Raw genomic sequence first — 25,137 nt, 5'->3', positions numbered from 1 at the left:
AGTGCGGGTTTTATCTTTGGTCATAAGCACCGCGCCCAAAGGCCCGTCACCTTATGCAATCACTCTGCGGCCTCGGAACTGTCGCCTGTGTCGGCACTGGCCGCCTCAGCTTTGCCCTTGCCAGTATCACCACCAGCATCACCGCCTGCATTGCCAGACGTCTCGTCCGTCGTTTTGGGTTTGCGCGGCGCGCGCGGTTTGCGCGGGGCACGGGGCTTTTTCGGCGCAGGTGCGGCACTTTCCGGTGTTTCCACCAGTCCGGTGTCATCGCTTGCAGGCTGATCTTGTGTGCTGTGATCGACAAAGACCACATCGGGCTGATCGCCCTCGCCGGCCACCGAAGAGGGCTGGGACGCCGGTTGCGGTGCGGTCTCTGCGGCCTGCTCTTCGCGTTTGCGATGACGCTCGGCACGTTCTGCACGCTCAAGACGTTCCGATTCCTGACGGTCCCGGCGCTCTTGTTGCTCGCGCTCTTGCTGTTCTCGCTGCGCATCCATTTCTTTTTGCGCCACGCTCAACAAGCGCAGGTAATGTTCCGCGTGTTGCTGAAAGTTTTCAGCCGCCACCCGGTCATTGGACAGCTGTGCGTCCCGCGCCAGCTGATTGTATTTGTCGATGATCTGTTGCGGCGTACCGCGCACCTTGCCCTCCGGGCCGGAACTGTCAAACACACGGTTGACGATATTGCCGACGGTACGGGGGCGATTGTTGGTCTTGGACCGCGAACGGTTTTTAGAGGATCTCATACAGTATTCTCTCGAGCCTTTGTCTTCCGGGTTCTTCGGACCGGCTTATGCTAGATCGGGCTTGTCTGTCCCATGCGCTCCCCGAAATGGGAGCCCTCAACGTCTAAGCTGTGTTGGGTAACGGCGCTGGGGACAGAAGTCCTGCCAAACGCTGTCCTCAGTAATCATGTCCCACCCCTGTTGACAAGCAGTTTTTGCGCTCTTCACGGGCTAAATGCGTCCGATGGCCCCTTTGCCGATGCTCCAGCGTCAGGTCAATGTCACAAGATCACGCCCCAGGATCACATCACAAGATCACGTCACAGCATGGCAACGTGGCACCACACTGCAAAGCCCGCGACAGATTTCCTGCGGGCATCATGGCGCATAAGAGTTACGACTTTCCTGACGCATGTCCGAAAGCATCGGCCCATGCTCGGCTCATGGATCGACCCCGGTGTCACTTACCCACGTTGCGCGGATGCGGATTGGGCCCTTGCCCGCACACCACGCGGTCCCGGCCATCGAGATCGGCAATCACCCGCACCGCCTTGAACCCTTGCGCCAGCAACAAATCGGACACGGCAGCGCCCTGCGTCGGGCCGATCTCCAACAGGATACGTCCGCGCGGAGCCAAATGCGCCCGCGCCTCGGCCACAATCGCACGGTAGGCCGTCAATCCATCCGCCTCATCGGTCAACGCCATGCGCGGCTCATAGGCCAGTTCCGGCGACAGATCCGGCATTTCAGAGGCGGCAATATAAGGCGGGTTGGAGACAATCAGATCAAAAGTCCCTTCGACCCCCTGCCACCAATTGGCCAGTTGAAACCGCGCCCGATTGCCAAGACCCAAGGCGGCGCAATTTTGACGCGCCACCGCCAAAGCCGCCTCGGACAAATCCGTGCCAATCCCTTTAGATATAGGGCTTTCCGCAAGCAATGTCAAAAGGATAGCACCCGATCCTGTGCCAAGATCAAGGGCCGAGGCAAAGGGCTGTGTCAGCGCCTCTTGGATCAATATCTCCGTCTCGGGACGCGGGTCCAACACATCGGCACTGACCAGAAACTCCCGACCATAAAAGGCACGGCGGCCCAGAATATGCGACACGGGTTCGCGCGCCACGCGCCGGGCAATGGCGGCGTCAAACGCGGCCTGTGCCCCAGGAGAAATCGCATCGGGCAGCACCAAAGTCAGCCGATCCAAAGCGATCCCCAGCACATGTGCCATCAACAGCCGCGCATCGCGTCCTGCGCCGTCAATCTCGGCCCTCGCCAGCGTGCGGGTGCCGATGACAAGCGCCTGCTGAACGGTAGTCGCCGTGCTCACACCCGATGTCACTGGCCCATCTCCGCCATCAACTGCGCCTGATGATCGGAAATCAGCGCATCAATCACCTCGTCCAAATCTCCGTTCATCACCGCGTCGAGCTTATACAGCGTCAGGTTGATGCGGTGGTCGGTCATCCGGCCTTGCGGAAAATTATAGGTGCGGATGCGCTCGGAGCGATCGCCGGAGCCGACCTGCGATTTGCGCTCGCTTGAGCGCGCATCATGCAGTTTTTGCCGTTCTGCGTCATAGAGCCGCGCGCGCAGCACATTCATCGCGATCTCTCGGTTGCGGTGTTGCGATTTTTCTGAGGAGGTGACGACGATCCCGGTTGGAATGTGGGTGATGCGCACGGCAGAATCGGTGGTGTTGACGTGTTGTCCGCCCGCGCCAGAGGATCGCATCGTGTCGATCCGGATGTCATTGGCGTTGATTTCGATGTCCACGTCCTGCGCTTCGGGCAGAACGGCGACGGTGGCCGCCGACGTATGCACCCGCCCGCCCGATTCCGTGGTCGGCACGCGCTGCACCCGGTGCACGCCGCTCTCGAATTTCATCCGGGCAAAGACGCCCTGCCCCGCGATATTGGCGATGACTTCTTTGACACCGCCCAATTCGCTTTCCTGCAGTTCGATGATCTCAAACCGCCAACCGCGCGCCTCGGCGTAGCGTTGATACATCCGCAACAAATCACCCGCGAACAGCGCGGCTTCATCCCCGCCGGTGCCGGGGCGAATTTCGACGATGGCCGAACCGGTGTCGGCGGAATCTTTCGGCAAAAGCGCGATTTGCAGCGCCTCTTCGGCCAGAGGAAGCCTGGCTTTGAGCACAGGGATTTCCTCAAGCGCCAAAGCCCGCATATCCGGGTCCAAGAGCATCTCTTCGGCCTCTGAGAGATCGGACAACAGGCTTTGATAGGCGTGGATTTGATCCACCACGGGTTTCAAATCGGAATATTCCCGCCCCAAAGCCGCAATATCGCCCGTTCCTTGCGCCATGGAGGCCTCAAGGAATTCAAAACGCTCAACGATCTGGTGCAAACGGTCCTGTGGTATCATGGGGTGATCTGTTGCCCTGCAAATGTCGCAGGGTCAAGAGAGGGCGGCACAGCGCGCCTCAAAATCCTGCAGCCGCCCGCCATGCTGCCACCCGGCGGCCATTGACGCCCATGTCGGAGCGGCCAAAGCGCAGCCGCGCCAAAATCGCCACCTCTGCCCCGGTCTCCGTGGATCGCGCGGCGATGGTGGTGAAATCCGGGAAGCCCCAAAACGCGCTCCGAGTGCGATAGGTCAACCGCCCCTCCTCCACCGATCCGGCCACATGGCGGGTGCGCAGTTCGGTTTCGGCGATGGCGGCAAGGCGCGCGAGGGCCTCATCCGCCTCCATCGGCACGGTAAAGATCGCCAACACCCCGCCCGGCGCCGGGTCTGTCGCCGCAAACGGGTCGATATGCCACCGCGACGGCACCGTCGGCACCAAACGCACCACGGCTTGCAACAGGGCAAAAAGGCCAATGAGGAGGAGGAGCGCGATTTTCACGTCAAACGCCCTTTCGCCGGGTCCAACCAAACAGGCTGATGATCTCCATCGCGACATGAGCGCCCGCGATCGCCGTGGCCCCGGTGGTGTCATAGGGCGGTGAGACTTCGACCACATCGCCGCCGGTTAGGGTCACGCCTGCGAGGTCGCGCAGTATGGCGGCCGCCTCCCAGGAACTCAAACCGCCCCACACCGGCGTACCGGTGCCCGGCGCAAAGGCCGGGTCCAGACAGTCGATGTCAAAGGTCAGATAACAGGCGCGCTCTCCGACGATCTTTTTGACCTCGGCGGCAACCCAGGCCGCCCCGCGTTCATGCACCATCCGCGCGTCGATGATATTAACGCCCATCGTATCCGGGTTGTCGGTGCGAATGCCGATTTGCACCGAGGTTTTCGGGTCAATCAATCCGGTTTTCACCGCCTTGTAGAACATCGTGCCGTGATCAATCCGGGTCAGGTCGTCATCGGCCCAGGTGTCGGAATGAGCATCGAAATGAATGAGGCTGAGGGGGCCGAATTTTTCCGCATGGGCTTTGAGGATCGGGTAGCTGATGTAATGATCGCCGCCCAAAACCAGACTGCCAGCCCCAGAGGCCAAAATCGTGCGGATGTGGTCGGTCAGCGCGTCGGGAAAATCGGAGACTTTGGCATAATCAAAGGCCAGATCGCCGTAATCCACCACGTTGAACTCATCAAAGGGCGAATAGCCCCAACCATAGGGCGCATCAAAGGCCTGCAACGCCGAAGCCTCACGAATCGCGCGCGGGCCAAGGCGGGTGCCGGGACGGTTGGTCACGGCCTGATCAAACGGCACGCCGGTGATGGCCAAATCCACCCCGCTCAGATCCTTGGTATAACGGCGGCGAAAGGCGGACAGCGCGCCGCCAAAGGCGTTTTCAAACGCCAGCCCGCGCCCGGAACCGGTGAAGGCCATGTCAATCTGAGTTTTTGCGTCTTCCAATGCCATTTTGCACGGGCCTCCCTTTGCTTTGCCCCACTGTAGCGTGGCGCGCGGGCTTGGCAATCGGATGCGACGAAATTCTGATCCGCCACAATAAAACCCCCGCCCTGAGATCGGGACGGGGGCTGTGACGAGAACAAGCGCGGGGAACACCTCTCGTCACTGGGGGAACTCTGGGGCCGCCCGAAAGCCGCCCCTCAATCCGAGGTTTAGAAACGGAACGAGACGCGTGCACCAAGCGTGGTGGCAGAAAGATCAGAGCCGCTGTCGTCGAACTCGTTGAAGTCGTTTTGCAACAGCTCGACACCGGCGTTCATGTTGTCGGTCACGGCGTAATCAACACCGACACCGTAGGTCACGCCCGTGTCGGAATAGGAGGTCCCGCCGATGTCAGCGTTGGCATAGGCCGCACCGACCACACCGTAGACAAGGGTAGACCCCAAGTCATAGCCGGCCCGCAATTTCAGACGGGTCATGTCGTCAAGCTTGGTGGTGCCATCTTCCATTTCGGATTTGAGATATTCAAGCTCGCCACCCAAAACGAACTGACCGAAGTCGTAATCGTAACCGCCAAACAGACCGTAGGTCATGTCATCGGCGTTATCGAGCACATCATTGCCCCAGCCGTAGCCGAGCGTACCACCGGCATAAGCGCCCGTCCAATCGGCCCCAACCGGAACAATCGGTGCCGGGGTATAAACAGTGGGCTCGGGGGTGGGGGCTGTCATGCCACCTGCAAATGCAGGGGCGGAAAGAGCCATGCTCGCGAGCACCAGAACGGAAGTTGTCATACGTTTCATAATAGTCTCCTTAACTGCCTCAGGATCGTCCAAAGGTGATGTCGTTTGCGACACCTCGATCAGGGAGATAATGGTTTTTTCCTAAACAAACAGAGGGGTTAAGGTCACGCCCGCGTGATGACTCTGTGATGGGACAAAAGACGCCGAAAAATTTGGGCGTTCTGGCAGGAAGCCGCCGAAATTGGCCCTTTCAAAGAAGAATCCCGACTTAAGCGCCGGAATTTTTCTCCTCAAGCGTAAGCCATTCTTCCTCAGCCAGCGCGAGCGCCTCCTGGCGTTCGGTCAGCATATCCGTGGCCTTTTTGAACTTCACCGGCTCGCGGGTGAACAGCTCGGGATCGGCCAAAAGCTCGGACAATTTGCCAATCTGCGCTTCGATCTGCGCCATCTCGTCGGGCAAAACCTCAAGACGGTGTTTTTCGGTGAAAGTCAGCGCGGTTTTCGCCTTGGCAGGCGCTTGCGATGCCGCTGCGGGCTTGGCATCCGCCGGTTTGCTCGCGGCGCGCTCCGCCGGTTTGGCGCTGTCGCGTTCCCGCGCCTTGGCCACAGCCCCGCGTTGCGATTGATAATCCGACCAGCCGCCGGGATAAGACGTGGCCCAGCCATCGCCCTCCATCGCCACGGTTTGCGTCGCCACCCGGTCAATGAAATCACGGTCGTGCGACACCAACAGAACCGTGCCCTCGAAATCGGTCAAAAGCTCCTGCAATAGGTCGAGCGTTTCGATATCGAGATCATTGGTCGGCTCATCGAGCACCAAAAGGTTCGAGGGGTGCGCCATGATTTTGGCCAGCAACAACCGCGCCTTTTCGCCGCCAGACAGCGAGCGCACGGGCGCGCGCGCTTGTGCATCGGTGAAGAGGAATTCTTTGAGATAGCCGACCACATGTTTCGGCACGCCGCGCACCATGACCTGATCGGCCTTGCCCGACACCCGCATGTCTTTGTCCGACGTCATCGCCTCCCAAAGGGTCAGGTCTTCGCGGATGTTGGAGCGGTTTTGGTCAAACACCGCCATGTCCAATTTTGTGCCAAGTTTGATCGTGCCGCTGTCCGGTTCCATCTCGCCGGTCAGCATTTTCAACAGCGTGGTTTTGCCCGCGCCATTGGGGCCGACAAAGGCAATCCGGTCGCCGCGGGCCACTTTGATCGAGAAATCGCGCAGGATCACCTTGTCGCCAAAGCTTTTGGAAATGCCTTCGGCCTCGACCACGCGTTTGCCGGATTTCTCCGCCACTTCAAGATCCATCGCCGCCGTGCCCTGACGGCGGATCTGGCTGGAACGTTCGGCGCGCAGGTCTTGCAAGGCCCGCACCCGGCCCTGATTGCGTTTGCGCCGGGCTGAAATGCCCTCAACCGCCCACCGCGCCTCGGCCTTGATCTTGCGATCCAACTTGTGGCGCTGCATGTCCTCGTCGTCCCAAATCTTGTCGCGCCATTCTTCAAAGGCTTCAAACCCTTGCTCTTGGCGCCGCACCTCACCCCGGTCGATCCAAAGCGTCGCGCGGGTCAGGTGATTGAGAAACGCCCGGTCGTGCGAAATCAGCACAAAGGCGGTTTTGGTGGATTTCAACTCGTCTTCAAGCCAGGCGATGGCCTCAATGTCCAAATGGTTGGTCGGCTCGTCGAGCAACATCAACCCCGGCGCTTCGGCCAATAGTTTGGCCAAGGCGGCGCGGCGTTTTTCGCCCCCCGAGGCGGTGTCCACCGGCGTCTCGGGATTAAATTTTAGGCCCTCTGCGACCATATCGACTTTATAGGTCTCGGCCGGATCAAGCTGTGAGGCGGCAAAGTCGCCCAAGGTGGCAAAACCCGACAGGTCCGGGTCCTGCTCCATATAGCCGACCGTGATCCCCGGCCCCAAAACCCGTGATCCCCGATCCGGCTCAACCAGCCCGGCCATGACCTTGAGCAAAGTCGATTTCCCCGACCCGTTGCGCCCCACAAGGGCGACACGGTCACCCTCCTGAACCACAAGGCCAAGGCCATCAAATACGGGATCTCCCCCAAAAGTGAGGGAAATGTCGGAGAGCTGTAAGACGGGTGCGCGTGCCATGCCGCACCGCTACTGTGCGCCGCACGAAAGGTCAACGGGGAACGGAGGGGATGGGGATGTGGCGCGGCGACTTAGGGCCGAAGTGAGTAACGAGCAGGCGTTGCAAACTGTGACCGTCGCACCAAAGCCGCCCTTGGGCAAAGGTGCGGCGTCTGGCCGTTGAGTGTCCATGTATCCGATGCTGCAAGGCGCGAGCGGCAGCTCCAGTTTGCAGACCATAAGCCGACCCGTTTCTTGCGATTTCGATTCAGTTGGCTCAACACGCGCAAGAAACGGGTCGAGTTGGCGGCACCTCTTTCCCTATTTGTTTGGCATGCAAATATAGAAAGGCATGACCATGGAACTGAAAGACAAGACAATTATCATCACAGGGGCGAGTAGCGGCATAGGTGCTGCTGCAGCGCTTTTGTTTGCCGCAGAGGGGGCAAATGTTGTGCTGGGCGCTCGCCGTGAGCCCGAACTGAATACACTCGTCGAACAAATTGCACAAAGCAATGGACGTGCCGTTTGCCTTGCGGGCGATGTGACGGACGAAACCTATTCCAGAGATCTTGTCGACCTGGCCGAAAAGCAGTTTGGCGGTCTTGATGGCGCATTTAACAATGCCGGCATTATGGGCGATATGGGGCCAATTCCAAAAATGGATTCAGGTACTTGGCAATCAGTTCTTGCGACAAACCTAACCAGCGCGTTCTTCGCGGCAAAGGCTCAGATTCCGGCAATTGAGAAACGTGGAGGAGGATCTATCGTATTCACGGGCACTTTTGTTGGTTTCAGCAATGGGGGTATGCCCGGCATGGGAGCCTATGCCGCTTCGAAGGCAGGCTTGATTGGGCTCATGCAATCTTTGGCATCAGATCATGCGGCAAATGGTGTTCGCATCAACACCATTCTACCGGGTGGCACAAAAACCGATATGGCTGGTGATAATCCTGAAACGCACGATTTCATCGCCAGTTTACACCCCATGAAACGTATGGCTCAACCTAAGGAAATTGCTCAATCTGCTTTATTCTTATTGTCCGACAGAGCCAGCTTTGTAACGGGCTCCCCGTTGGCCGTTGACGGCGGCATGGCGACCCGTTTGCTTTGAAAAGCTGCCGTTGGTTGCATCGTGACCAACGGCAACAAAATCTGCATTGCCGTCATCAAAGCGCAACACTGTGAAGCTCCGCTATCACTCTCTGATCGTAACGCCGTAACGCAAAGGGCTAAAATCAGCCCTTCAAACCGTCCCCCTCACCCCGCCACAGCCCGTAACAACTTCTTGCGCGCGGGTGGGATGGCGTTGATTTCCACCCCAGTGAACACATGCATCGTGCCAAGGTCACGGTCCACGACGGCGTGATCTGACACCCAGCCGCCCATCATCAGATAGGTTTTCAGCAAGGGCGGCATTTTCAACATGGCGCGGCGGGCGTCGGGTTTGCGGCGCAGGCGGGCGGCGAATTTGAACACGTTGGGGGCTTTGACCTTGGGCAGGAACCGTTTCGGCCCCAAATGGCGGTGTTTGAGCATGGCCAAAGCGTCGGCATGGTCCTTCCATTCGGTGCCGTGAAAGGACGAACAGCCAAACAGCAATGCGATCTCTTGTTCATCGACATAGCGGGTCATCGCCCCCCAGGCGACGCGCAAAATATCCGGGTCGCGCGCTTCTGGATGGATGCAGAACCGGCCCATCTCCAACATCCGGCCTTCGAAATCGGCCAGACCGTCGAGGCCGTAAAACTGCGCCGAATAGCTGCGGGCGATCTCGGCTCCTCCGGCCAGATCGAGGAAGCGATAGGTACAGACAAGCCGCCCGGTCTTGCGCTCTTCGATCAAGACGTGGCGACAGAGCGCATCGAAATCATCGGCCTCAAGCCCATCTTCGCGCAGACCCGCGCCCTGCGCACCCGATCCAACGATAAAGGCAAGGTAACGCAGGCGCTGTGCCGCTTCGATGTCGGGACGGGTCTCAGCAAAACGGGCGGTGTAACGGCCCTTGAGCAACGGGATCATGGCACTGGTCCTTTTTCAGCCTCACCATCGGCATAAGCCCCGAACAAGGGACCCTATAGACTATGGTGTCTCCCCTTCTTGCCCGCAAGACATGACGATTTTTTGAAACCCGGTTTGGCTTGCTTCACGCGGGCAATCCCCTATCTGCTATACCAAAGAGCAAAAGGAGTGCGCCAATGGCGAAGATTCAAAAAACAGAGGCCGAATGGCGCGACTCATTGGACCCGGAGACCTTTCGCGTGACGCGACTTGCGGGCACAGAGCGGCCATTTTCGCATCCCGGCTTTCCGAAATCGGCCGGGTCGTTTAAATGCGCCTGTTGCGGGGCCGAGCTGTTCACCCAAGAGACCAAATATGAAAGTCACTGCGGCTGGCCTGCGTTTTACGCCACCAAAGAGGGCGCGCCCGTGGCCGAAACCCGCGATCTGTCGCATGGCATGGTGCGGGTCGAGGTGCATTGCGACGATTGTGGCGCGCATCTGGGCCATGTGTTTCCCGACGGGCCTCAGGACAAAACCGGGATGCGCTATTGCATCAACGGCGTGTCGATCCGGTTTGAACCGAATGAGGGCGCCGAGGGATAAGGCAGGATAAGGCGAAAACGCCCGAACAGTCCGCCAAACAAAAAGCCGCCCAGAAGGCGGCTTTTTCATGCGGGATACGACAGCCCGTTATTGCAACAATTGATCGGCGGAAATCTGCCCCAAATTGCCAAACAACTGTTTGATAAAGGTGGTGCCCTTGGTGTTGGCCACGGTCACACGACGCGACAAGACCACGACGCGGCCCTGTTCCAACCCGAACCGTTCGATGTTGCTGACCGTACCACGCGAATCAAAGGAGATGGCAACGACCTGACGGTCCACCTCTTTGGGCTCAAACGCCCCCATGTGACGGAATTGCGAGCGGACATAATACCACCCGGAACTGTCCAAAATGCCCTCGGTGCCGGGGACGCCGATCACATCAGAGACGGTGTCCTTGGTGTCCACACCCACGACAACCTGCGCCAAAACCTCCTCAGAGGGGACATAGCCATGGTTGCGGTATTGCGCGACACAGCCGGACAAAACAACAGCAAAGACAACACCCAAAGAGAGCCCTAGAATGCGGTTCAATCTCATGGTCGGTCCTTTTGGGAAAATGCGTGTGGACATGTGCCCCCTCTTGCCTTGTGCGCGCGCGCCTCGTATCCGGCTTATAGAAACAGCGCCCGACGATCAAGGAGACATCCAACATGGGACACGACGGTTTGACAAGCTGGGGCACTGAGTTGCGCTTGCGCGATCTCTCAAATGCCCACGCTCACCCGTTCCGCCTCATCCCCACCTCGGAAGACATGGAGGTGCTGGCCACGGCACTCGGCCTGTCCGCGGTGAAAAAATTGCGATTTGAAGGCAAACTGACCCCCATCGGCAAACGCGACTGGCAATTGACCGGAACGCTGGGTGCGACGGTGGTTCAGCCCTGTGTGGCCACGCTTGCGCCGGTCACCACGCGGATTGATACGCCGCTCTCGCGCACCTATCTGGCCGATCACACAGATGAGATCGACGTGGCTGATGCAGAAATCGAAGCGCCTGAGGACGACACGATCGAACCTTTGCCCGCAACCTTGTTGCTGTCTTTGGTGGCCGAAGAGGCGCTTGCGCTTGCCGCGCCCGATTATCCCCGCGCCGAAGGGGTCGAAACCGTCAGTGCCCAGATCACCGAGCCGGGCAAAGCGCCTTTGCTCGATGAGGATACAAAGCCTTTTGCCAGCCTGAAGGCGCTGCGTGATATGCTTGGAAAAGACGACAGTTGAGCCCAGAAAAAGGCGCGTAAACCGAGACCAAACAAAAAGGTTGCACGCGTCAAGATTCCGAGTATGTTCCCGGCCTCGCTTCCCGTAACGGTTTTGCCTGTGGCATGTGTGGCGCATGAGATCGGTCCTGACAGTGTCATGGACCAAGACTATGCGCCTCTCCATGTGAAACGACAGGGTCAAACTGCATGGTTTACACTCTGCCCGCGAAGCCCTATGAAGCGCCGAGAATTGATCGGGATAACACCCGAATGTATATGGGGCCACGGCCCCGCCCACCTAGGGGCCCGCAGCAAAGGCGGATCAGATCCCCACGAACCCGAGGTCGAGACATGGCTGTTCCTCAGAATAAAGTCACCCGCTCCAAGCGGAACATGCGCCGCGCGCACGACGCATTGGTTGCTGGCAATCCGGCAGAATGCCCGAACTGTGGCGAATTGAAACGCCCGCACCACGTCTGTGGCGCATGTGGCCACTACGACGACCGCGAAGTCGTTGCACAAGCCGACGAGATTGATCTCGACGACGACGCAGCATAAGCGCGTTTGACTGCCCTGATGCCGCTAAGAGCATGAGCACACCCGTTCCCTCCTCTCCTATGACCGACTCGGATGTTCCGGGTCGGATTGATGAGACGAAAGGGCGGCTTGGTGCGCGCGGGGGCCTTCAGGTCACGCTTTCTATCGACGCCATGGGTGGCGATCGTGGGCCGGCGACCATTGTCGCCGGCATTGCACGTTCTGCGTCCAAAAACCCCCATTTGAATTTCATCCTGCACGGGCCCGGTGACGAGCTTGATAAACTTGTGCGCAAGCGCAAGATTTTGAAAGATCGTGTGGACATCCGCGATGTGCCCGGCGTTGTGCGCATGGATGAAAAGCCATCACAAGCGATGCGCCGCGCCGATACCTCGATGCGCTCCGCCATTGATGCCGTCAAAGACGGTGAAGCGCAGGCCTGTGTGTCCTGTGGCAACACCGGCGCGTTGATGGCCACCTCGATGATCCGCCTGCGCAAGCTCGACGGCATCAACCGCCCCGCCATTGCCTGCCTCTGGCCCTCGCGCAATCCGCAGGGCTTTAACGTCATGCTTGACGTCGGCGCGGATATTCGCGCCGATGAACGCGACCTTTTGCAATATGCGATGATGGGCGCGTCTTATGCCCGCAACGGTCTCAACCTCAATGTCCCGCGCGTCGGTCTTTTGAACGTCGGCACCGAAGAGCACAAAGGCCGCGCCGAATTGAAAGCGGCCCAGGATCTGATCGCCAACGCCTCTGGCATTGGTGGCTATGAATTCATGGGATTCATCGAAGGCGGCGATATTCCCGGCGATAAGGTCGATGTCATCGTCACCGACGGGTTCACCGGCAATGTCGCGTTGAAAACCGGCGAGGGCACGGCGAAACTCGTGGGTGATTTCCTCAAAGAAGCGTTCAAGGCCACGCCGCTGTCGCGCATCGCCGCCCTGCTCGCTTTGACCTCGCTCAAACGCCTGCAAAAGCGAATCGACCCGCGCCGCGTCAATGGCGGTGTGTTCCTTGGCCTCAGAGGCACCGTGGTCAAATCCCATGGCTCGGCGGACGCCACCGGCGTCTCTGCCGCGATCAAATTGGCCTATGAACTCTCCGCCTCGGGTTTTTCCGAACGTTTGGCGGCACGGGTTGCATCTGCCGTCGCCTCAGCGCAAAATGACGGAACGTCACAACCAAAATAAGGCGGCAAAGCCATGACTATCCGGGCAGTTATCACGGGGGTGGGCCACTACCTTCCCAAACGTGTGGTTGAGAACGCCGAGTTCGAAAAAACCCTCGACACTTCCGATGAATGGATTCGCTCGCGCTCCGGCATTGAACGCCGCCATTTTGCCGCCGAGGGGGAAACCACCTCGATGATGGGCACCACCGCCGCCAGAGCTGCGCTGGCCGATGCGGGCCTGACGGCCGCCGACATTGATGCGGTGATCGTGGCCACCTCGACCCCGGATCTGACCTTTCCCTCTGTGGCGACGATGATCCAAAAAGAACTGGGCATGACCTGCGGCTTTGCCTTTGACGTACAAGCGGTCTGTGCCGGGTTCATCTATGCCCTCTCCAACGCCAATGCCCAAATCGTTTCCGGTCAGGTCAAACGCGTTTTGGTGATCGGCGCCGAAACCTTTAGCCGGATCATGGATTGGACCGATCGCTCCACCTGTGTGCTGTTTGGCGATGGTGCGGGCGCTTTGGTGCTTGAGGCGCGTGAGAGTGCTGGCACCTCCGAAGATCGCGGCATCCTCTCCGTCGATCTCAATTCCGATGGTACTTATAAAGACATGCTCTATGTCGATGGCGGTGTCTCCACCACCGGCACCTCTGGCAAATTGCGGATGCAGGGCAATGCCTTGTTCCGCCAAGCCGTACAAAAACTGGCCGAAACGGCAGAAACCGCCATTGCCAAGGCCGGTTTGACCCCCGCCGATATTGATTGGATCATTCCGCATCAGGCCAATATCCGCATCATCGAAGGCACCGCGAAAAAGCTCGGTCATGCGATGGATCAGGTCGTTGTCACCGTTCAGGACCACGGCAACACCTCCGCCGCCTCGATTCCCCTGGCGATGTCTGTGGGCCGTGCCCGTGGTCAGATCAAGGACGGCGATCTCTGCGTGGCCGAGGCGATTGGCGGCGGTTTGGCCTGGGGCGCAGTGGTTCTGCGCTGGTAATCATGCGCGCTGTGGTTCTGCGCTGGTAAATTGGGGCAGATACAAGCGCATTTGCGACAAAATCCGCCCGTTCGCCTCTCTCAACACCCTGTGCCAAGTCATTGATATTGACGCCTGCTTTGCAAACTGCCACTCTCCTTGGCAACTCAATCCACCCGGGGGAGACCGATGAGCAAAACTTTGACACGTATGGATCTCAGCGAAGCCGTGTTTCGCGAGGTCGGCCTGAGCCGCAATGAATCCGCCGCCCTTGTTGAAAGCGTTCTGGCGCATGTGTCCGACGCGCTGATCGGCGGCGAGACGGTGAAAATCTCCTCTTTCGGCACCTTCTCTGTGCGCGCCAAATCCGAACGCGTGGGTCGGAATCCAAAGACCGGCGACGAGGCCCCGATCCCTGCGCGCCGGGTGTTGACCTTCCGCCCCTCGCATCTGATGAAAGATCGCGTGGCAGACGGCAACAAGGCCTGATCCGAGGCCTACAAACTCTTGTAAAGGTTTGTTTTAAATGGATAAATCACCGGACGCCTTTCGCACAATAAGCGAAGTCGCCGATTGGCTCGACACGCCTGCGCATGTGTTGCGCTTTTGGGAGAGCCGCTTTACCCAAGTCAAACCCGTGAAACGCGCGGGCGGGCGGCGCTATTACCGCCCTGCCGATATGGCACTTTTGGGCGGGATCAAAAAACTGTTGCACGACGATGGGATGACCATTCGGGGCGTGCAAAAACTGTTGCGCGAACATGGGGTGAAATACGTCGCCTCGCTGTCGCCGCATATTGAGGGGGTCGATCCGATCTCGGCACAGGCCAGCGGATCACCGAGTCCCCTCGCCCCACCGACGCATGACGCGATTCCCACGACGAATCCCTTTGTGACTCCCGCTGCGCCCACAGTGCCTCCCGCTGCGCCCACGGTGCCTCCCGTAGCCGACGCGCCCATGGCCGAAAACGTGCCGCATGATGCCTTTGACATCTCCCTCCCTGAGGCAGAGAAAATCGTGCATTTCTCGCGACCTTCTTCCCCTTCGCCGCACGCCCGGTCCGAACCAACCCCGGCTCCGACCCCGATGGCGCCCACCACGCCCGATCTGACGCCAGACGCGATCCCAGAAGCGCCCCATGAGTTCATGGCGGAATCGGAGTCCACAGCGGAATCGGTGTTTGACATGCGGGCCGAAGAGGCACTGACCGATCTGGCTGAGGCCGACGAACCACTGTCGCGTCAGGACAGCCCTGTCGCGGCAGACACGCCGGAGCTTCCCGCCGTACTGCAGACCACCGAACAGCGGACCTTTGACTTTGAACTGACACCGGCGGCCTCCGCGCCAGACCCCTTGACGCCAACCGCCGACCCGCGGCCGACGTTGACCGACGACTTTGCGGCAGACGAGGCGGCGGCGGATGAGGCGGATGAGCTGTCTGGGGATATGGCCGATTTGGCCCCGTCAGATGGCCCGGCCCTTTTCACCGAACCGGGCGAAGAGCCTGTCGCGGGGGCCGATCCAGACAGGTCCACAGATGTCAGCCCTGACATCGCAGCCGAGGCTCCTGCCCCCACTGCGCCCGTGCACCTCCCGCCGCTTGGGGTCGGGATGGACCTGCCGGACGACCCGGATGAGGCGGCGGCGGATTTGGTCGTCGGAGATGGTATTTTGGGCCGGCTCAATCATCGCGATCTGATCCGGATTCCGCCGCAAGACATCGCCACTCTTCTGGCGCGCACGCAAGCCCTGCGCGCGCGGCTGGTGTCCTGACCTGCCGCCATGCCCGGAGGTACGGTGGCGAAATCCTCTCTCATGCGGTTTCGCATCAGATTTGCCGAAATTCCACTTGCCCCTGCCCATAAAATCACTATGTAAGGCTCCAGTTCGGGCTATAGCGCAGCCTGGTAGCGCGTCCGTCTGGGGGACGGAAGGTCGCAGGTTCGAGTCCTGCTAGCCCGACCAAAACACCCTTAAAACCGCTCGTAAGCCTCTGGGCTTGCGGGCGGTTTTGCGTTAAGGGGGATAAACTGCGCCCAGTGGGGCCAAAGCGACGTGAGGGGATAAACATGGGTGTATTGGCTGATCACGCGATCCGCGACATGGTGGCACGAGGCGAAATCACCGCCACACCAGAGGTGATCGACGCACAGGTGCAACCTGCCTCTCTCGATCTGCGTCTTGGCACCCGTGCGTGGCGGGTGCGCGCGTCTTTTTTGGCGGGCGACGGGCGCAAAGTGGCGGATCGGTTGGCCGAATTCGAAATGCATCAGATTGATCTGAGCAACGGCGCGGTGCTGGAAAAGGGCTGTGTCTATGTTGTGCCCTTGATGGAATCTTTGGCCCTGCCGGAGGGCGTTCAGGCGGTGGCCAATGCCAAAAGCTCGACCGGGCGGTTGGATCTTTTGACCCGGCTGATCACCGATGAGGGCGTCGAATTTGACCGCATCGCCCCCGGCTATCACGGCCCGCTATTTGCCGAAATTTGCCCCCGCTCCTTCTCCGTTCTGGTGCGTCCCGGCATGCGGCTGAACCAAATCCGCTTTCGGGCCGGACAAGCGATCCTCAGTGACACGGAGTTGAAAGCGCTGCACAGTGAAAGCCCACTGGTCGATGGGACTGCGATGATTGATCAAGGGCTTGGCTTTTCGGTCGATCTCAAACCCGCGTCGGGTGATCTGGTGGGGTACCGCGCCAAACCGCACACCGGCGTGATTGATCTCGACAATATTGGCTATTACGAGCCCTCAGAATACTGGGAGCCGATCCACGCCAAAGACGGGCGGATCATTTTGGACCCCGGTGCGTTCTACATTTTGGTGAGCCGCGAGGCGGTGCATATCCCGCCCGATTATGCCGCCGAAATGGCGCCTTATCTGGCAATGGTCGGGGAATTCCGCGTCCATTATGCCGGGTTCTTTGATCCGGGCTTTGGTCACGCCAATGCCGGAGGCGCGGGCTCGCGCGGGGTATTGGAAGTCCGCTGTCACGAAGCGCCTTTCGTGTTGGAAGACGGGCAGATCGTCGGCCGTTTGGTCTATGAGCGGATGGACAGCCGTCCAGAGCGGCTTTATGGCGCGGATTTGGCGTCCAATTATCAGGGACAGGGCCTGAAACTGTCGAAACATTTCCGCGCGCAATAATCTATGCCGCCCTGCGTAGCGCTCCCCGGCTCTTGCTCAGTGAACCCTATCACGCGGTGGCAAAAGATCGGTGGAGCGCACCGTCTTACCGCGTTCTGATTTGAAACATTTGACCCGATTGCGCCCCTGCGTCTTGGCACTGTAAAGCGCTGTGTCGGCGTGTTGAATCGTCTGCTCCAACGACTCAGCCCCGTTGCGGCTGTCATAACAGGCCACGCCGATCGAAATGGTGATCGGTTCAACCTCCACCCCATTTTTCCAACTCACATGCGTCGCAATCGCTGTGCGCAAGACCTGCGCCGTGTTCATCGTCTGATCTAACGTGGCTTCGGGCAGCAGCATCAAAAATTCTTCGCCGCCCCAGCGCGCCACCATATCAGAAGACCGCAGCTTGCCCCGCAACACGCCCGCCACGCTTTGCAACACCCGATCCCCCACTTCATGGCCCAGCGTGTCATTCACCCGTTTGAACAAATCAATATCGGCCAAAATCACCCCCACCGTGATCTCGCCGTCATCACGGCGTCGACCACGGGCCATATGCTGCACCATGGCGACATAGTCGCCCACCGCATGGCGGTTCAAAAGCCCGGTCAGCGGATCATGGCGCGCCCGATGTTCGACCTCGCGCAACAACGCCCGCCTGTCGCGTTCGATCCGTTCAAACACAGAGCCGGACACCAAAATGATCATGCCAAAGAGCCACATGGCCGAGGCCAGAATAGCCTCAAACATCATGGCGGTTTCGGTCAGATGCGACACGGCGCCGACGATCCAAACCCCTACTATCGTGCCGAACAATTGTAGTCGCGCCATCCGTCCCCACGCCGATGTGGTGAGAAGCGGTCGCAAAATCACGCTGCGGCTAAAAGAAAAAATCGAGGAAAACCCAATCAGGATAAGCAAAGCCAGTGTCGCGGGAGACATGTCGACACTGGCCGCTGTCAGCCCATATGAGTAAATCAAAAAGACAAAACTCACGGGCACCAGGCCCGACAAGGTGATCACGAATCCTGACACCGGCGCGACGGGGCGCAGAAATGCACCCAAGCTGAACAACATCAATGAGATGGCCGTGCTCATGGTCATATCGTCGCGCGGGTATCTGTTGAACAGAAGCGCAGCCACATCAGACAGGGGCGTGACCGCAAAGAGGTAGGTCTCAGCCAAACGAAACAGCGCAAGGACGAAGACCAAAGCAAACAGCCCACGCCGCCAAGGGTGCACCACCGGAAACAGGGTTTTGTAGATCAAGGCGATGCTCAACAACAGGACACAGATCAGCGTCAGCGGGTTAGGACCATTTCCGGCCGGGTAGAGCAAATCGCCGCCATAGTGAAACAGTTCCATCCCGGCAATGATCACAGCCAGACAACCGGCAATAAGCGCCAGCAAGGATTGCAACCGAAACGCAATGAAGGCCGGGCCAAAAGACGGCCGCGTCTTGTCAGATTGAAAGCCGGAAGGTAGGATCAATGCCTCACTCTCCCCTTGTTTGCGGGAAACAACATACCCAAACACCTAAATTCATCACCAATATTCCTGTGACCGTAACAACATGAGTCCGCTCAGAGGAACTATGCAATGGTCTCTTAATTGTGGTAAATAAATCGTAAAAATATACCCGATGTCGCAGGACATAAGCACATTCCCGCCGATATTGGCGGGAAATCATGCGTTTGTACCCGTTGCCTCACCCGATCCTTTGTGACCTCACGTCACCCGGCCTTAGCGCCTCTTTGGCGCGCATCAGGTGCAGAGATGCTAACTCGGCATTAAAACCGACCGATGCGTTTGCTCATCCGCGCCATTTTGCGCGCGCGTTTGGCGGCTTGTTGCGCCTGAGCATTCAGCTGAGCGTCGCCTTGGCCGCCACTCTGGCCACCGCTTTGGCCTTGCCCTGGTTGAGCGCGGATGTTGCCGTAATCATCGACCTCACCCATCTGCACGCCACCGGATTTGCGCCGCGCCAAGGCGGAACTGCCCGCATCAATGCCCTTGTTGATCCCCTTGCTAATGAGAACCCGCATCACGCGGTTGATGATCATGTTGATCAGCCTGTCCAAATTCATCGTTACTCTGCTTTCCGGCCTCTGCTTTGGCCTGACTGCTGCGGTTTCGGTTCACTTTAACATAGATAGGCGCGCAATGCGCCTTTAACAGGGCTTGATCACGGCAAGGGGATGAAACCCTCGTGACAGCGACAACAGTCGCTTAGCTTTCATCCTCGAACAGATCGTCTTGATCCTCGCTGTCCTCATCGTCCAGCCCCGGCATCGGTCGGCTTTCCAAAAGGCCCGCCGCCCGAAGCTCCCGAACGCCCGGCAAATCGCGCGCGCTTTCCAGACCGAAATGGTCCAAAAATGACGGCGTCACCACATAGGTCACCGGACGCCCCGGCGTCATGCGGCGGCGGCCAAAGCGGATCCATTCCAGCTCCAAAAGCTGATCAATCGTGCCCTTGGACACCGACACCCCACGGATCTCTTCGATCTCGGCGCGGGTGCAGGGTTGGTGATAGGCCACAATCGCTAAGGTCTCGATCGCCGCGCGCGACAGTTTGCGGGTCTCGACCGTTTCCTTTTGCATCAAAAACCCAAGATCGGGCGCGGTGCGGATGGCCCAGGCCTCGCCGATTTTCACCACCCGCACGCCGCGGCCTTCATAACGCTTTTGCAACATCTCAAGCGCGGCTTTGGCGTTGCAGCCATGCGGCATCCGCCCGCTCATCTCGGCCACGCTCACGGGATTGGCGGAGGCAAACAGCACCGCCTCGACCATGCGCTCTTGCTCGGCCAAAGGCGGCGCCTCAAACAGGCTGGCCTCTGCGGGCGCGTCCAAATCCGTGTCGTCACTCGCAGCGTCACTCACAGGCTCACTCATCGTCCAGTCCTCGCCTTGATCTCGATACGGGCGAACGTCCCGCTTTGGCGGATTTCAATCTGGCCCTGTTTGGCCAATTCCAAAGAGGCCGCAAAGGTCGCCGCCGTGGCCGAACGCCGCTTTTTCGGGTCAAGCTCCCAGCCCTCGGGCAGGTAACTTGCCAAATCGGCCCATTCAACCGCATAGGGGATCAACCCGCGCAGCCGCTCCAACGCCTGTTCCATCGACAGGATCGCCTCGCGGTCCATGACAAAGGGGCGAAATTCGTCCTTGGTGCGCACGCGGGCATAGCCCTGCATCAGGTCCAACAGAGAGGCGCTATAGGTGACATTTCTGAGCCGTGCGACCTCTTCGGGAATGCCGCGCACAAAGAAATCCCGGCCCTTTTGATCGCGCGCCATCAATTTCGCCGCCGCCTCCCGCATCGCTTCCAAACGCTGCAACTGAAACGCCAAATGCGCCGCAAGCTCTGCGCCAGACGGGCCGTCATCGGTCGGATCGGGCGGCAGCAACAACCGCGACTTCAAAAACGCCAACCACGCCGCCATCACCAGATAATCGGCGGCCAATTCGATCCGAAGCTCAGTGGCTTTCTCGACAAAGATCAAATATTGCTGCGCCAGATGCAGGATCGAGATTTTCATCAAATCGACCTTTTGCGTGCGCGACAATTGCAACAAAAGGTCCAAAGGCCCCTCATAGCCCTCGACATCGACGATCAACGCCTCAGCCGCGAGCCTCTCCTCGACGCTGAGCAGATCGTTGATTTCAAATTGGTCCGGGTCGGCCATTTTGCCCCTATCGGTTCAACAGGCTTTGAAGTTCGGCATCCAAGGCTGCGATGTCAATGGGGTGATGCATGGGCTGATGTTTAGGGTGGGTACAAATGACCCGATCCGCACGAGCCTGTGCCGCCTGTGTCATCGGTCCAAGCGCGGCCAGCGCCTCCATCTCGGCCAGATCGCCGTTGCAGTGCAACACCATGTCACAGCCCGCAGAAAGCGCCAGCTCTGCCCGCTCCATGACCGTGCCCGCCAATGCGCCCATCGAAATATCGTCGGTCATCAACAGCCCGTCAAAGCCGATCTCCTTGCGGATCACTCGGATCGCGGCGGGGCTTTGGGTGGCGGGATGGTCCGGGTCGATTGCCTCCATCACGATATGCGCCGACATGCCCATGCTCAGGTCGTTCAGCACCTTAAACGGGGCAAAATCCACCGCCAACTCCGCCCGCGAGGCCGAAACACGCGGCAGGCCCTTGTGGCTGTCCACAGCCCCGCGCCCATGCCCCGGCAGGTGTTTCATCACCGGCGCGACACCGCCCGCCGCCATGCCATCGACCAAAGCGCGGCCCATTTGGGCGACCACCTCCGCGTCATCGGAAAAACAACGGTTCATCAAAAACGGATGGGTCTGTGCAGAGGCCACATCCAGCCCCGGCACGCAGTTCACATCAATGCCGACGCTGTGCAAATCCGCCGCCAACAACCGCCCGCGCAGCCACATGGCCCGCAGCGGATCGGAGGCGCGTTGCACCTGATCCAATGGTGGCAAAAATTCGCGCCAATGTGGCGCGCGCAGCCGTTGGACCCGCCCGCCTTCCTGATCTATCAGGATCGGCGCGTCACGGCCCACGGCGGCGCGCAGATTATCCGTCAAACGGCGCAGTTGGTCAGGGCTGTCCACATTGCGCGCAAACAGGATAAAGCCCCAAGGATTGGCCTCGCGAAAGAAATCAGCCTCCAAAGAGGTCAGCGCAAGCCCTTCACATCCAAAGATAAAAGCGCCCTGCCCCGAAACTTTACCCCCTGCGTGCTCCGGCCCCGTCACCATCACGACTTATCGCTGAACCGTGGGCACACAGGCCGCATTCATTGCGGTCAAAGCGGCACAGAACCGGTTGGCATCCGACGCATCGGCAAAACCATAGGCGCGCAGACGGTAAAAGGTCGTCCCGCCGCTTTCGGCCCGCTCGATCACCCGCGATTTGCCTTCCATCAGGTCCTCAAACCGGCCCGAAAGACGATCCCATTCGCTGCGCGCAATCTCTTCGTTTTGAAACGCGCCAAATTGCACCAAACGCGCGCCTGTCGGCACTTCGCTCGGGGCCAATTCATCGGTCGCCCCAATCGCCGCCAAAATATCGCCCGCTACGCCCTCAAGGCTGGCAGAAGACGTGCTTGGAACGCTGGCCAAAGACGCCAGCCGCACAGGGCGCGGTTTCGGACGCGGTGAATGGACGATACCCGAGGTCTCAGGCATCACATCGGCGGCAGAGGCCACCTCTTCGACAGAGTCCAGTTCAAGCGGATCGTCCTCAACCGCGACAGTGGTCATATCCGGGGCAACAACCGGCTCTTCCGGTTGCACCGTATAGGCGGTGTTTTCCGGCTCATAGGCCGAAGCCACGGTTTGGGTCGCGGACATCGGTTGATCTTCGTCGCTCAATGTCGCAATGCGCGGTGCCAAAATCAAACTGTCAGCAGGTGCTGCAGCGGAGCCATCGGCCGTGACGGAATTGACCGCCAAGCCTTGGTGCATCGCCAATTGGCCGCCCGGATCGTCGGGCACCATGCGCGCCGAGCCTTCGAGCGCACGAATGACCGGTACGCCGTTCACATCGCGCATCATCAACTGATAGCCCCAAACCCCAAGACCCAGCACCAGCGCCAGCGAGACCACCGCGCCAGCCCATTGCGCCTTGCCGAGTTTCGGACGCTCAAAACCTTCAGATGAGCCATCGTCGCCCGTGGTGTCATAGACATATGCTGGCCCGGTGTCTGGTCTTGGCGCGTATTGCGACTGCGGCGCGGCAAAGCCATGCGCGGCATAGGTTTGCGGCCCGGTCTGTGCCTCAGACGGATAGCCAGATTGCGCGCCAGACTGTGGCGCAAACCGCACATCCTGATCGGTGAAATATCGGTCCGGGTCAGTCGCCGCGCCAAAATTCTGCGCGCCTGAAGAGCGCGGCTGGCTCAGATGAGCTTCGCGGTAAGTATATGTCCCGTTCCTATCCGCGACATAGTTCCCGTTCACACGGGGGGAAGGATAGCCCGCATTGGGGCCGTTCCGGAAATCCTGCGCCATTTTCGCCTCATACCGATTCCCGCTTTGTTTTCTGCGGGTTATTGACTGCTCTTAAGGGGATGCATGAGGGTCTATGCCCTCATTTTGCACCAATCCCTCTCGGGGGTCCGACCTTGGGCGCTTTGACTTAACGCATCTCTTCCGCCGGAGTTACCCCCAGAATAGCAAGACCTGCAGAAATCACAACGGCCACGGCACGCGGTAGGGCAATTTTTGCCGCCGACAGCGCGGGGTCATCCTGCAAGAACCGCAAGGCACTATTGTCATTGCCCTTGTTCCACAGCGCGTGGAAATCGGATGCCAAATCATAAAGATAAAAGGCGATGCGGTGCGGCTCATGGCCCTTTGCGGCGATCTCGACCTGACGCGGCCAATCGGCCAATTTGCGCGCCACGGCGATCTCTGCCGGATCATCAAAGCGCGGCGTGTCGGTCAGGGTCACCCCCGCCTCCTCCGCCTTGCGCAGCACAGAGCGCACGCGGGCATGGGCGTATTGCACATAGAACACCGGGTTGTCTTTCGACTGTTCCAGCACCTTGTCGAAATCGAAATCCAAAGAGGCATCGTTTTTGCGGGTCAGCATGACGAACCGGGTGACATCCGCGCCCACTTCCTCAACCACATCGCGCAGGGTGACAAAATTGCCCGCACGTTTGGACATTTTCAACTCTTCGCCATTCTTGATCAGTTTGACCAATTGAATGAGCTTGATGTCACAGCCAACCTTGCCATCGGACAGGGCAGACACAGCCGCTTTCATCCGTTTGACATAGCCACCGTGATCGGCGCCGAACACGTCGATGATCTCGTCAAAGCCACGTTTCACCTTGTCATAGTGATAGGCGATGTCGGGGGCGAAATAGGTCCATGCGCCGTCGGATTTTTGGATCGGACGGTCCACATCATCGCCATGCGCAGTCGATTTGAACAAAAGCTGTTCGCGCGGCTCCCAATCCTCGGGCATCTTGCCCTTTGGCGGCTCCAACACACCGCGATAAATCAGGCCCTTTTCGTCCAGTTCCTTGATCGCGGCCTCGATCAGCCCGGTGTTGTACAAAGATTTCTCCGAGTAGAACACATCCATTTCAACGCCCAGGGCTTTGAGATCGCCCCGGATCATCTCCATCATCGCGTCGGTGGCAAAGACCCGCACATCGGCCAACCAGACCTCTTCGGGCTGGTCCAGCAACGTGTCGCCGTATTTGGCCTTCAAATCCTCGCCGACCTGCACAAGATAATCACCGGGGTACAGCCCTTCGGCGATTTCCGGGTTCAGGCCATTGGCTTCGCGGTAGCGTTGAAACACCGAACGCGCCAAAACATCGACCTGCGCGCCGCCATCGTTGATGTAATATTCGCGCGTCACGTCATAGCCCGCGTAATCCAACAAGGACGCCAAAGCATCGCCAAACACCGCGCCGCGGGTGTGGCCGACATGCATTGGTCCGGTCGGGTTGGCGGAGACATATTCGACGTTGACCTTGGTGCCCGTGCCCATCGGGGAACGGCCATAGCCTTTGGCCGCCAAAATGCCTTCGACCAGCCCGGACCATACGCCATCGGCGAGCCGCAGGTTGATAAACCCAGGCCCCGCCACATCCACAGCGGCAATACGCGGATCGGCGGCGAGTTTTTCGGCCAGCTTATCGGCAATGTCGCGCGGTTTCAGATTGGCCGGCTTGGCCAACACCATTGCCGCATTGGTGGCCATATCGCCATGCAGCGCATCGCGCGGCGGCTCGACCGCCACATTGGCAAACTCAAGCCCCTCGGGCAGGACGCCATCGGAGACAAGGCCAGTCAGGCTGTCGATCACAAGGGCGCGGATATCGGCGAACAGGTTCATCTTTGGTCTCTCCATCTCTTGCGGCGGGTTTACCACGCCCGCGCGGCGCGTCAACGGCATTGACCCACCATGCACAGCGCTATGCGGGTTTTGGCGGCGCTTTCGCGGCTGTTTTGGCCGCATTTGCACGCGCCGCTGTCGGCTTTTCGACTGTTTTCACGGTTTCGATCTCCGGCGCGGTGGGTACGGAGGCCTCGGGCGGCACCAAGGCGACAAGACGCGCCCCTGCCGCCACGCGCGCCCGCGATGCGGCCTCGCGCGCCTCTGTCATGCGGCGTTTG

At 59.4% G+C, this 25,137-nt stretch carries 26 protein-coding genes and 1 tRNA gene; 10 read left to right on the top strand and 17 right to left on the bottom strand.

Annotated elements, in window-relative coordinates; translation table 11 throughout:
• Positions 1-59 precede the first annotated feature (59 nt).
• The 7 genes from C8029_RS17085 to C8029_RS17055 all read right to left on the bottom strand — a co-directional run bounded on the left by C8029_RS17085 (position 60) and on the right by C8029_RS17055 (position 7,408).
• Positions 60-746 (bottom strand): DUF4167 domain-containing protein, encoded by a 687-nt coding sequence (locus C8029_RS17085; protein ID WP_009571782.1) that lies wholly within the window; start codon positions 744-746, stop codon positions 60-62.
• Between the two features lie 439 nt (positions 747-1,185).
• The gene (gene prmC, locus C8029_RS17080; RefSeq protein ID WP_226946382.1) at positions 1,186-2,052 is read right to left on the bottom strand and encodes a peptide chain release factor N(5)-glutamine methyltransferase; all 867 of its coding nucleotides are present in this window, start codon (positions 2,050-2,052) and stop codon (positions 1,186-1,188) included.
• A gap of 8 nt (positions 2,053-2,060) precedes the next feature.
• Entirely contained in the window at positions 2,061-3,110 is a 1,050-nt protein-coding gene (gene prfA / locus C8029_RS17075; RefSeq protein WP_009571780.1) for a peptide chain release factor 1, read from the bottom strand.
• Positions 3,111-3,168: 58 nt separating this feature from the next.
• Entirely contained in the window at positions 3,169-3,591 is a 423-nt protein-coding gene (locus tag C8029_RS17070) for a DUF1499 domain-containing protein (RefSeq protein WP_226946381.1), read from the bottom strand.
• Between the two features lies 1 nt (position 3,592).
• Entirely contained in the window at positions 3,593-4,558 is a 966-nt protein-coding gene (gene speB, locus C8029_RS17065; protein WP_009571778.1) for an agmatinase, read from the bottom strand.
• Positions 4,559-4,761: 203 nt separating this feature from the next.
• Complete coding sequence (locus tag C8029_RS17060) at positions 4,762-5,352, bottom strand: outer membrane protein (RefSeq protein WP_152003366.1); 591 nt, start codon at positions 5,350-5,352, stop codon at positions 4,762-4,764.
• Positions 5,353-5,560: 208 nt separating this feature from the next.
• Positions 5,561-7,408 (bottom strand): ABC-F family ATP-binding cassette domain-containing protein, encoded by a 1,848-nt coding sequence (locus C8029_RS17055; protein WP_152003365.1) that lies wholly within the window; start codon positions 7,406-7,408, stop codon positions 5,561-5,563.
• Positions 7,409-7,745: 337 nt separating this feature from the next.
• Between C8029_RS17055 and C8029_RS17050 the strand changes: the two genes are divergently transcribed.
• Positions 7,746-8,501 (top strand): SDR family oxidoreductase, encoded by a 756-nt coding sequence (locus tag C8029_RS17050; RefSeq protein WP_152003364.1) that lies wholly within the window; start codon positions 7,746-7,748, stop codon positions 8,499-8,501.
• A gap of 146 nt (positions 8,502-8,647) precedes the next feature.
• Here C8029_RS17050 and C8029_RS17045 read toward each other — a convergent pair whose 3' ends face one another.
• Complete coding sequence (locus C8029_RS17045; RefSeq protein WP_152003363.1) at positions 8,648-9,409, bottom strand: GNAT family N-acetyltransferase; 762 nt, start codon at positions 9,407-9,409, stop codon at positions 8,648-8,650.
• 176 nt (positions 9,410-9,585) lie between these two features.
• Between C8029_RS17045 and msrB the strand changes: the two genes are divergently transcribed.
• Positions 9,586-9,993 carry a peptide-methionine (R)-S-oxide reductase MsrB gene (msrB, locus tag C8029_RS17040; RefSeq protein ID WP_152003362.1) on the top strand — a complete coding sequence of 136 codons (408 nt, stop codon included), beginning with the start codon at positions 9,586-9,588 and terminating at the stop codon, positions 9,991-9,993.
• Positions 9,994-10,080: 87 nt separating this feature from the next.
• Here the strand turns inward: msrB and C8029_RS17035 are convergent, their stop codons facing one another.
• The gene (locus tag C8029_RS17035; protein WP_152003361.1) at positions 10,081-10,533 is read right to left on the bottom strand and encodes an outer membrane protein assembly factor BamE; all 453 of its coding nucleotides are present in this window, start codon (positions 10,531-10,533) and stop codon (positions 10,081-10,083) included.
• Between the two features lie 113 nt (positions 10,534-10,646).
• Here C8029_RS17035 and C8029_RS17030 point away from each other — a divergent pair, with 113 nt between their 5' ends.
• The 8 genes from C8029_RS17030 to C8029_RS16995 all read left to right on the top strand — a co-directional run bounded on the left by C8029_RS17030 (position 10,647) and on the right by C8029_RS16995 (position 17,040).
• The gene (locus tag C8029_RS17030) at positions 10,647-11,213 is read left to right on the top strand and encodes a YceD family protein (protein WP_009571771.1); all 567 of its coding nucleotides are present in this window, start codon (positions 10,647-10,649) and stop codon (positions 11,211-11,213) included.
• Positions 11,214-11,545: 332 nt separating this feature from the next.
• Positions 11,546-11,752: a 50S ribosomal protein L32 gene (rpmF, locus tag C8029_RS17025; RefSeq protein ID WP_009571770.1), complete on the top strand. Its 207-nt coding sequence runs from the start codon at positions 11,546-11,548 to the stop codon at positions 11,750-11,752.
• Between the two features lie 32 nt (positions 11,753-11,784).
• A complete protein-coding gene (plsX, locus tag C8029_RS17020; protein ID WP_226946380.1) occupies positions 11,785-12,930 on the top strand; it encodes a phosphate acyltransferase PlsX in 1,146 nt (381 codons plus the stop codon).
• A 12-nt stretch (positions 12,931-12,942) separates the two neighbouring features.
• Positions 12,943-13,917, top strand: a complete 975-nt coding sequence (locus C8029_RS17015) for a beta-ketoacyl-ACP synthase III (protein ID WP_009571768.1) — start codon at positions 12,943-12,945, stop codon at positions 13,915-13,917.
• A 168-nt stretch (positions 13,918-14,085) separates the two neighbouring features.
• Positions 14,086-14,385 (top strand): integration host factor subunit alpha, encoded by a 300-nt coding sequence (gene ihfA, locus C8029_RS17010; protein ID WP_009571767.1) that lies wholly within the window; start codon positions 14,086-14,088, stop codon positions 14,383-14,385.
• Positions 14,386-14,422: 37 nt separating this feature from the next.
• Positions 14,423-15,670: a MerR family transcriptional regulator gene (locus C8029_RS22525; protein WP_009571766.1), complete on the top strand. Its 1,248-nt coding sequence runs from the start codon at positions 14,423-14,425 to the stop codon at positions 15,668-15,670.
• Between the two features lie 115 nt (positions 15,671-15,785).
• A tRNA-Pro gene (locus C8029_RS17000) sits at positions 15,786-15,862 on the top strand.
• Between the two features lie 104 nt (positions 15,863-15,966).
• Positions 15,967-17,040, top strand: coding sequence for a 2'-deoxycytidine 5'-triphosphate deaminase (locus tag C8029_RS16995; protein WP_009571765.1), 1,074 nt, complete (start codon positions 15,967-15,969; stop codon positions 17,038-17,040).
• A 36-nt stretch (positions 17,041-17,076) separates the two neighbouring features.
• Here the strand turns inward: C8029_RS16995 and C8029_RS16990 are convergent, their stop codons facing one another.
• From C8029_RS16990 to C8029_RS16955, 8 genes are all read right to left on the bottom strand, one after another.
• Entirely contained in the window at positions 17,077-18,516 is a 1,440-nt protein-coding gene (locus tag C8029_RS16990) for a GGDEF domain-containing protein (protein WP_152003360.1), read from the bottom strand.
• Between the two features lie 299 nt (positions 18,517-18,815).
• A complete protein-coding gene (locus C8029_RS16985; protein WP_009571763.1) occupies positions 18,816-19,112 on the bottom strand; it encodes a hypothetical protein in 297 nt (98 codons plus the stop codon).
• 142 nt (positions 19,113-19,254) lie between these two features.
• Positions 19,255-19,923, bottom strand: coding sequence for an SMC-Scp complex subunit ScpB (gene scpB / locus C8029_RS16980; protein WP_009571762.1), 669 nt, complete (start codon positions 19,921-19,923; stop codon positions 19,255-19,257).
• On the bottom strand, positions 19,920-20,714 hold the full coding sequence (locus C8029_RS16975; RefSeq protein WP_009571761.1) for a segregation and condensation protein A: 795 nt from the start codon (positions 20,712-20,714) through the stop codon (positions 19,920-19,922). Before C8029_RS16975 ends, scpB begins: the two co-directional genes overlap by 4 nt.
• A gap of 7 nt (positions 20,715-20,721) precedes the next feature.
• Positions 20,722-21,756 (bottom strand): beta-N-acetylhexosaminidase, encoded by a 1,035-nt coding sequence (nagZ, locus tag C8029_RS16970; protein WP_152003359.1) that lies wholly within the window; start codon positions 21,754-21,756, stop codon positions 20,722-20,724.
• A 6-nt stretch (positions 21,757-21,762) separates the two neighbouring features.
• Positions 21,763-23,010: an SPOR domain-containing protein gene (locus C8029_RS22520; protein WP_226946379.1), complete on the bottom strand. Its 1,248-nt coding sequence runs from the start codon at positions 23,008-23,010 to the stop codon at positions 21,763-21,765.
• Between the two features lie 127 nt (positions 23,011-23,137).
• Positions 23,138-24,856 (bottom strand): arginine--tRNA ligase, encoded by a 1,719-nt coding sequence (gene argS, locus C8029_RS16960; RefSeq protein ID WP_009571758.1) that lies wholly within the window; start codon positions 24,854-24,856, stop codon positions 23,138-23,140.
• A gap of 79 nt (positions 24,857-24,935) precedes the next feature.
• The coding region (locus tag C8029_RS16955; protein WP_226946378.1) for a hypothetical protein at positions 24,936-25,137 on the bottom strand (202 nt) is incomplete at its 5' end.

This window comes from Roseobacter sp. TSBP12 (assembly GCF_009129705.1).
GTDB classification, from domain to species: domain Bacteria; phylum Pseudomonadota; class Alphaproteobacteria; order Rhodobacterales; family Rhodobacteraceae; genus Celeribacter; species Celeribacter baekdonensis_A.
The sequence above is the reverse complement of the archived record's forward strand: the minus strand, read 5'-3'. Positions and strand labels throughout refer to the sequence as shown.

What these genes read in the sequence shown, in the direction of transcription:
- plsX (WP_226946380.1), top strand. Translation starts at nt 11,785, where the DNA reads ATGAGCACACCCGTTCCCTCCTCTCCTATGACCGACTCGGATGTTCCG.
- C8029_RS17045 (WP_152003363.1), bottom strand. Translation starts at nt 9,409, where the DNA reads ATGATCCCGTTGCTCAAGGGCCGTTACACCGCCCGTTTTGCTGAGACC.
- C8029_RS16985 (WP_009571763.1), bottom strand. Translation starts at nt 19,112, where the DNA reads ATGAATTTGGACAGGCTGATCAACATGATCATCAACCGCGTGATGCGG.
- rpmF (WP_009571770.1), top strand. Translation starts at nt 11,546, where the DNA reads ATGGCTGTTCCTCAGAATAAAGTCACCCGCTCCAAGCGGAACATGCGC.
- C8029_RS17035 (WP_152003361.1), bottom strand. Translation starts at nt 10,533, where the DNA reads ATGAGATTGAACCGCATTCTAGGGCTCTCTTTGGGTGTTGTCTTTGCT.
- C8029_RS16975 (WP_009571761.1), bottom strand. Translation starts at nt 20,714, where the DNA reads ATGGCCGACCCGGACCAATTTGAAATCAACGATCTGCTCAGCGTCGAG.
- C8029_RS17050 (WP_152003364.1), top strand. Translation starts at nt 7,746, where the DNA reads ATGGAACTGAAAGACAAGACAATTATCATCACAGGGGCGAGTAGCGGC.
- scpB (WP_009571762.1), bottom strand. Translation starts at nt 19,923, where the DNA reads ATGAGTGAGCCTGTGAGTGACGCTGCGAGTGACGACACGGATTTGGAC.
- prfA (WP_009571780.1), bottom strand. Translation starts at nt 3,110, where the DNA reads ATGATACCACAGGACCGTTTGCACCAGATCGTTGAGCGTTTTGAATTC.
- C8029_RS16995 (WP_009571765.1), top strand. Translation starts at nt 15,967, where the DNA reads ATGGGTGTATTGGCTGATCACGCGATCCGCGACATGGTGGCACGAGGC.
- nagZ (WP_152003359.1), bottom strand. Translation starts at nt 21,756, where the DNA reads ATGGTGACGGGGCCGGAGCACGCAGGGGGTAAAGTTTCGGGGCAGGGC.
- argS (WP_009571758.1), bottom strand. Translation starts at nt 24,856, where the DNA reads ATGAACCTGTTCGCCGATATCCGCGCCCTTGTGATCGACAGCCTGACT.
- C8029_RS17055 (WP_152003365.1), bottom strand. Translation starts at nt 7,408, where the DNA reads ATGGCACGCGCACCCGTCTTACAGCTCTCCGACATTTCCCTCACTTTT.
- C8029_RS17015 (WP_009571768.1), top strand. Translation starts at nt 12,943, where the DNA reads ATGACTATCCGGGCAGTTATCACGGGGGTGGGCCACTACCTTCCCAAA.
- C8029_RS22525 (WP_009571766.1), top strand. Translation starts at nt 14,423, where the DNA reads ATGGATAAATCACCGGACGCCTTTCGCACAATAAGCGAAGTCGCCGAT.
- C8029_RS22520 (WP_226946379.1), bottom strand. Translation starts at nt 23,010, where the DNA reads ATGGCGCAGGATTTCCGGAACGGCCCCAATGCGGGCTATCCTTCCCCC.
- msrB (WP_152003362.1), top strand. Translation starts at nt 9,586, where the DNA reads ATGGCGAAGATTCAAAAAACAGAGGCCGAATGGCGCGACTCATTGGAC.
- ihfA (WP_009571767.1), top strand. Translation starts at nt 14,086, where the DNA reads ATGAGCAAAACTTTGACACGTATGGATCTCAGCGAAGCCGTGTTTCGC.
- C8029_RS17060 (WP_152003366.1), bottom strand. Translation starts at nt 5,352, where the DNA reads ATGAAACGTATGACAACTTCCGTTCTGGTGCTCGCGAGCATGGCTCTT.
- speB (WP_009571778.1), bottom strand. Translation starts at nt 4,558, where the DNA reads ATGGCATTGGAAGACGCAAAAACTCAGATTGACATGGCCTTCACCGGT.
- C8029_RS17030 (WP_009571771.1), top strand. Translation starts at nt 10,647, where the DNA reads ATGGGACACGACGGTTTGACAAGCTGGGGCACTGAGTTGCGCTTGCGC.
- C8029_RS17085 (WP_009571782.1), bottom strand. Translation starts at nt 746, where the DNA reads ATGAGATCCTCTAAAAACCGTTCGCGGTCCAAGACCAACAATCGCCCC.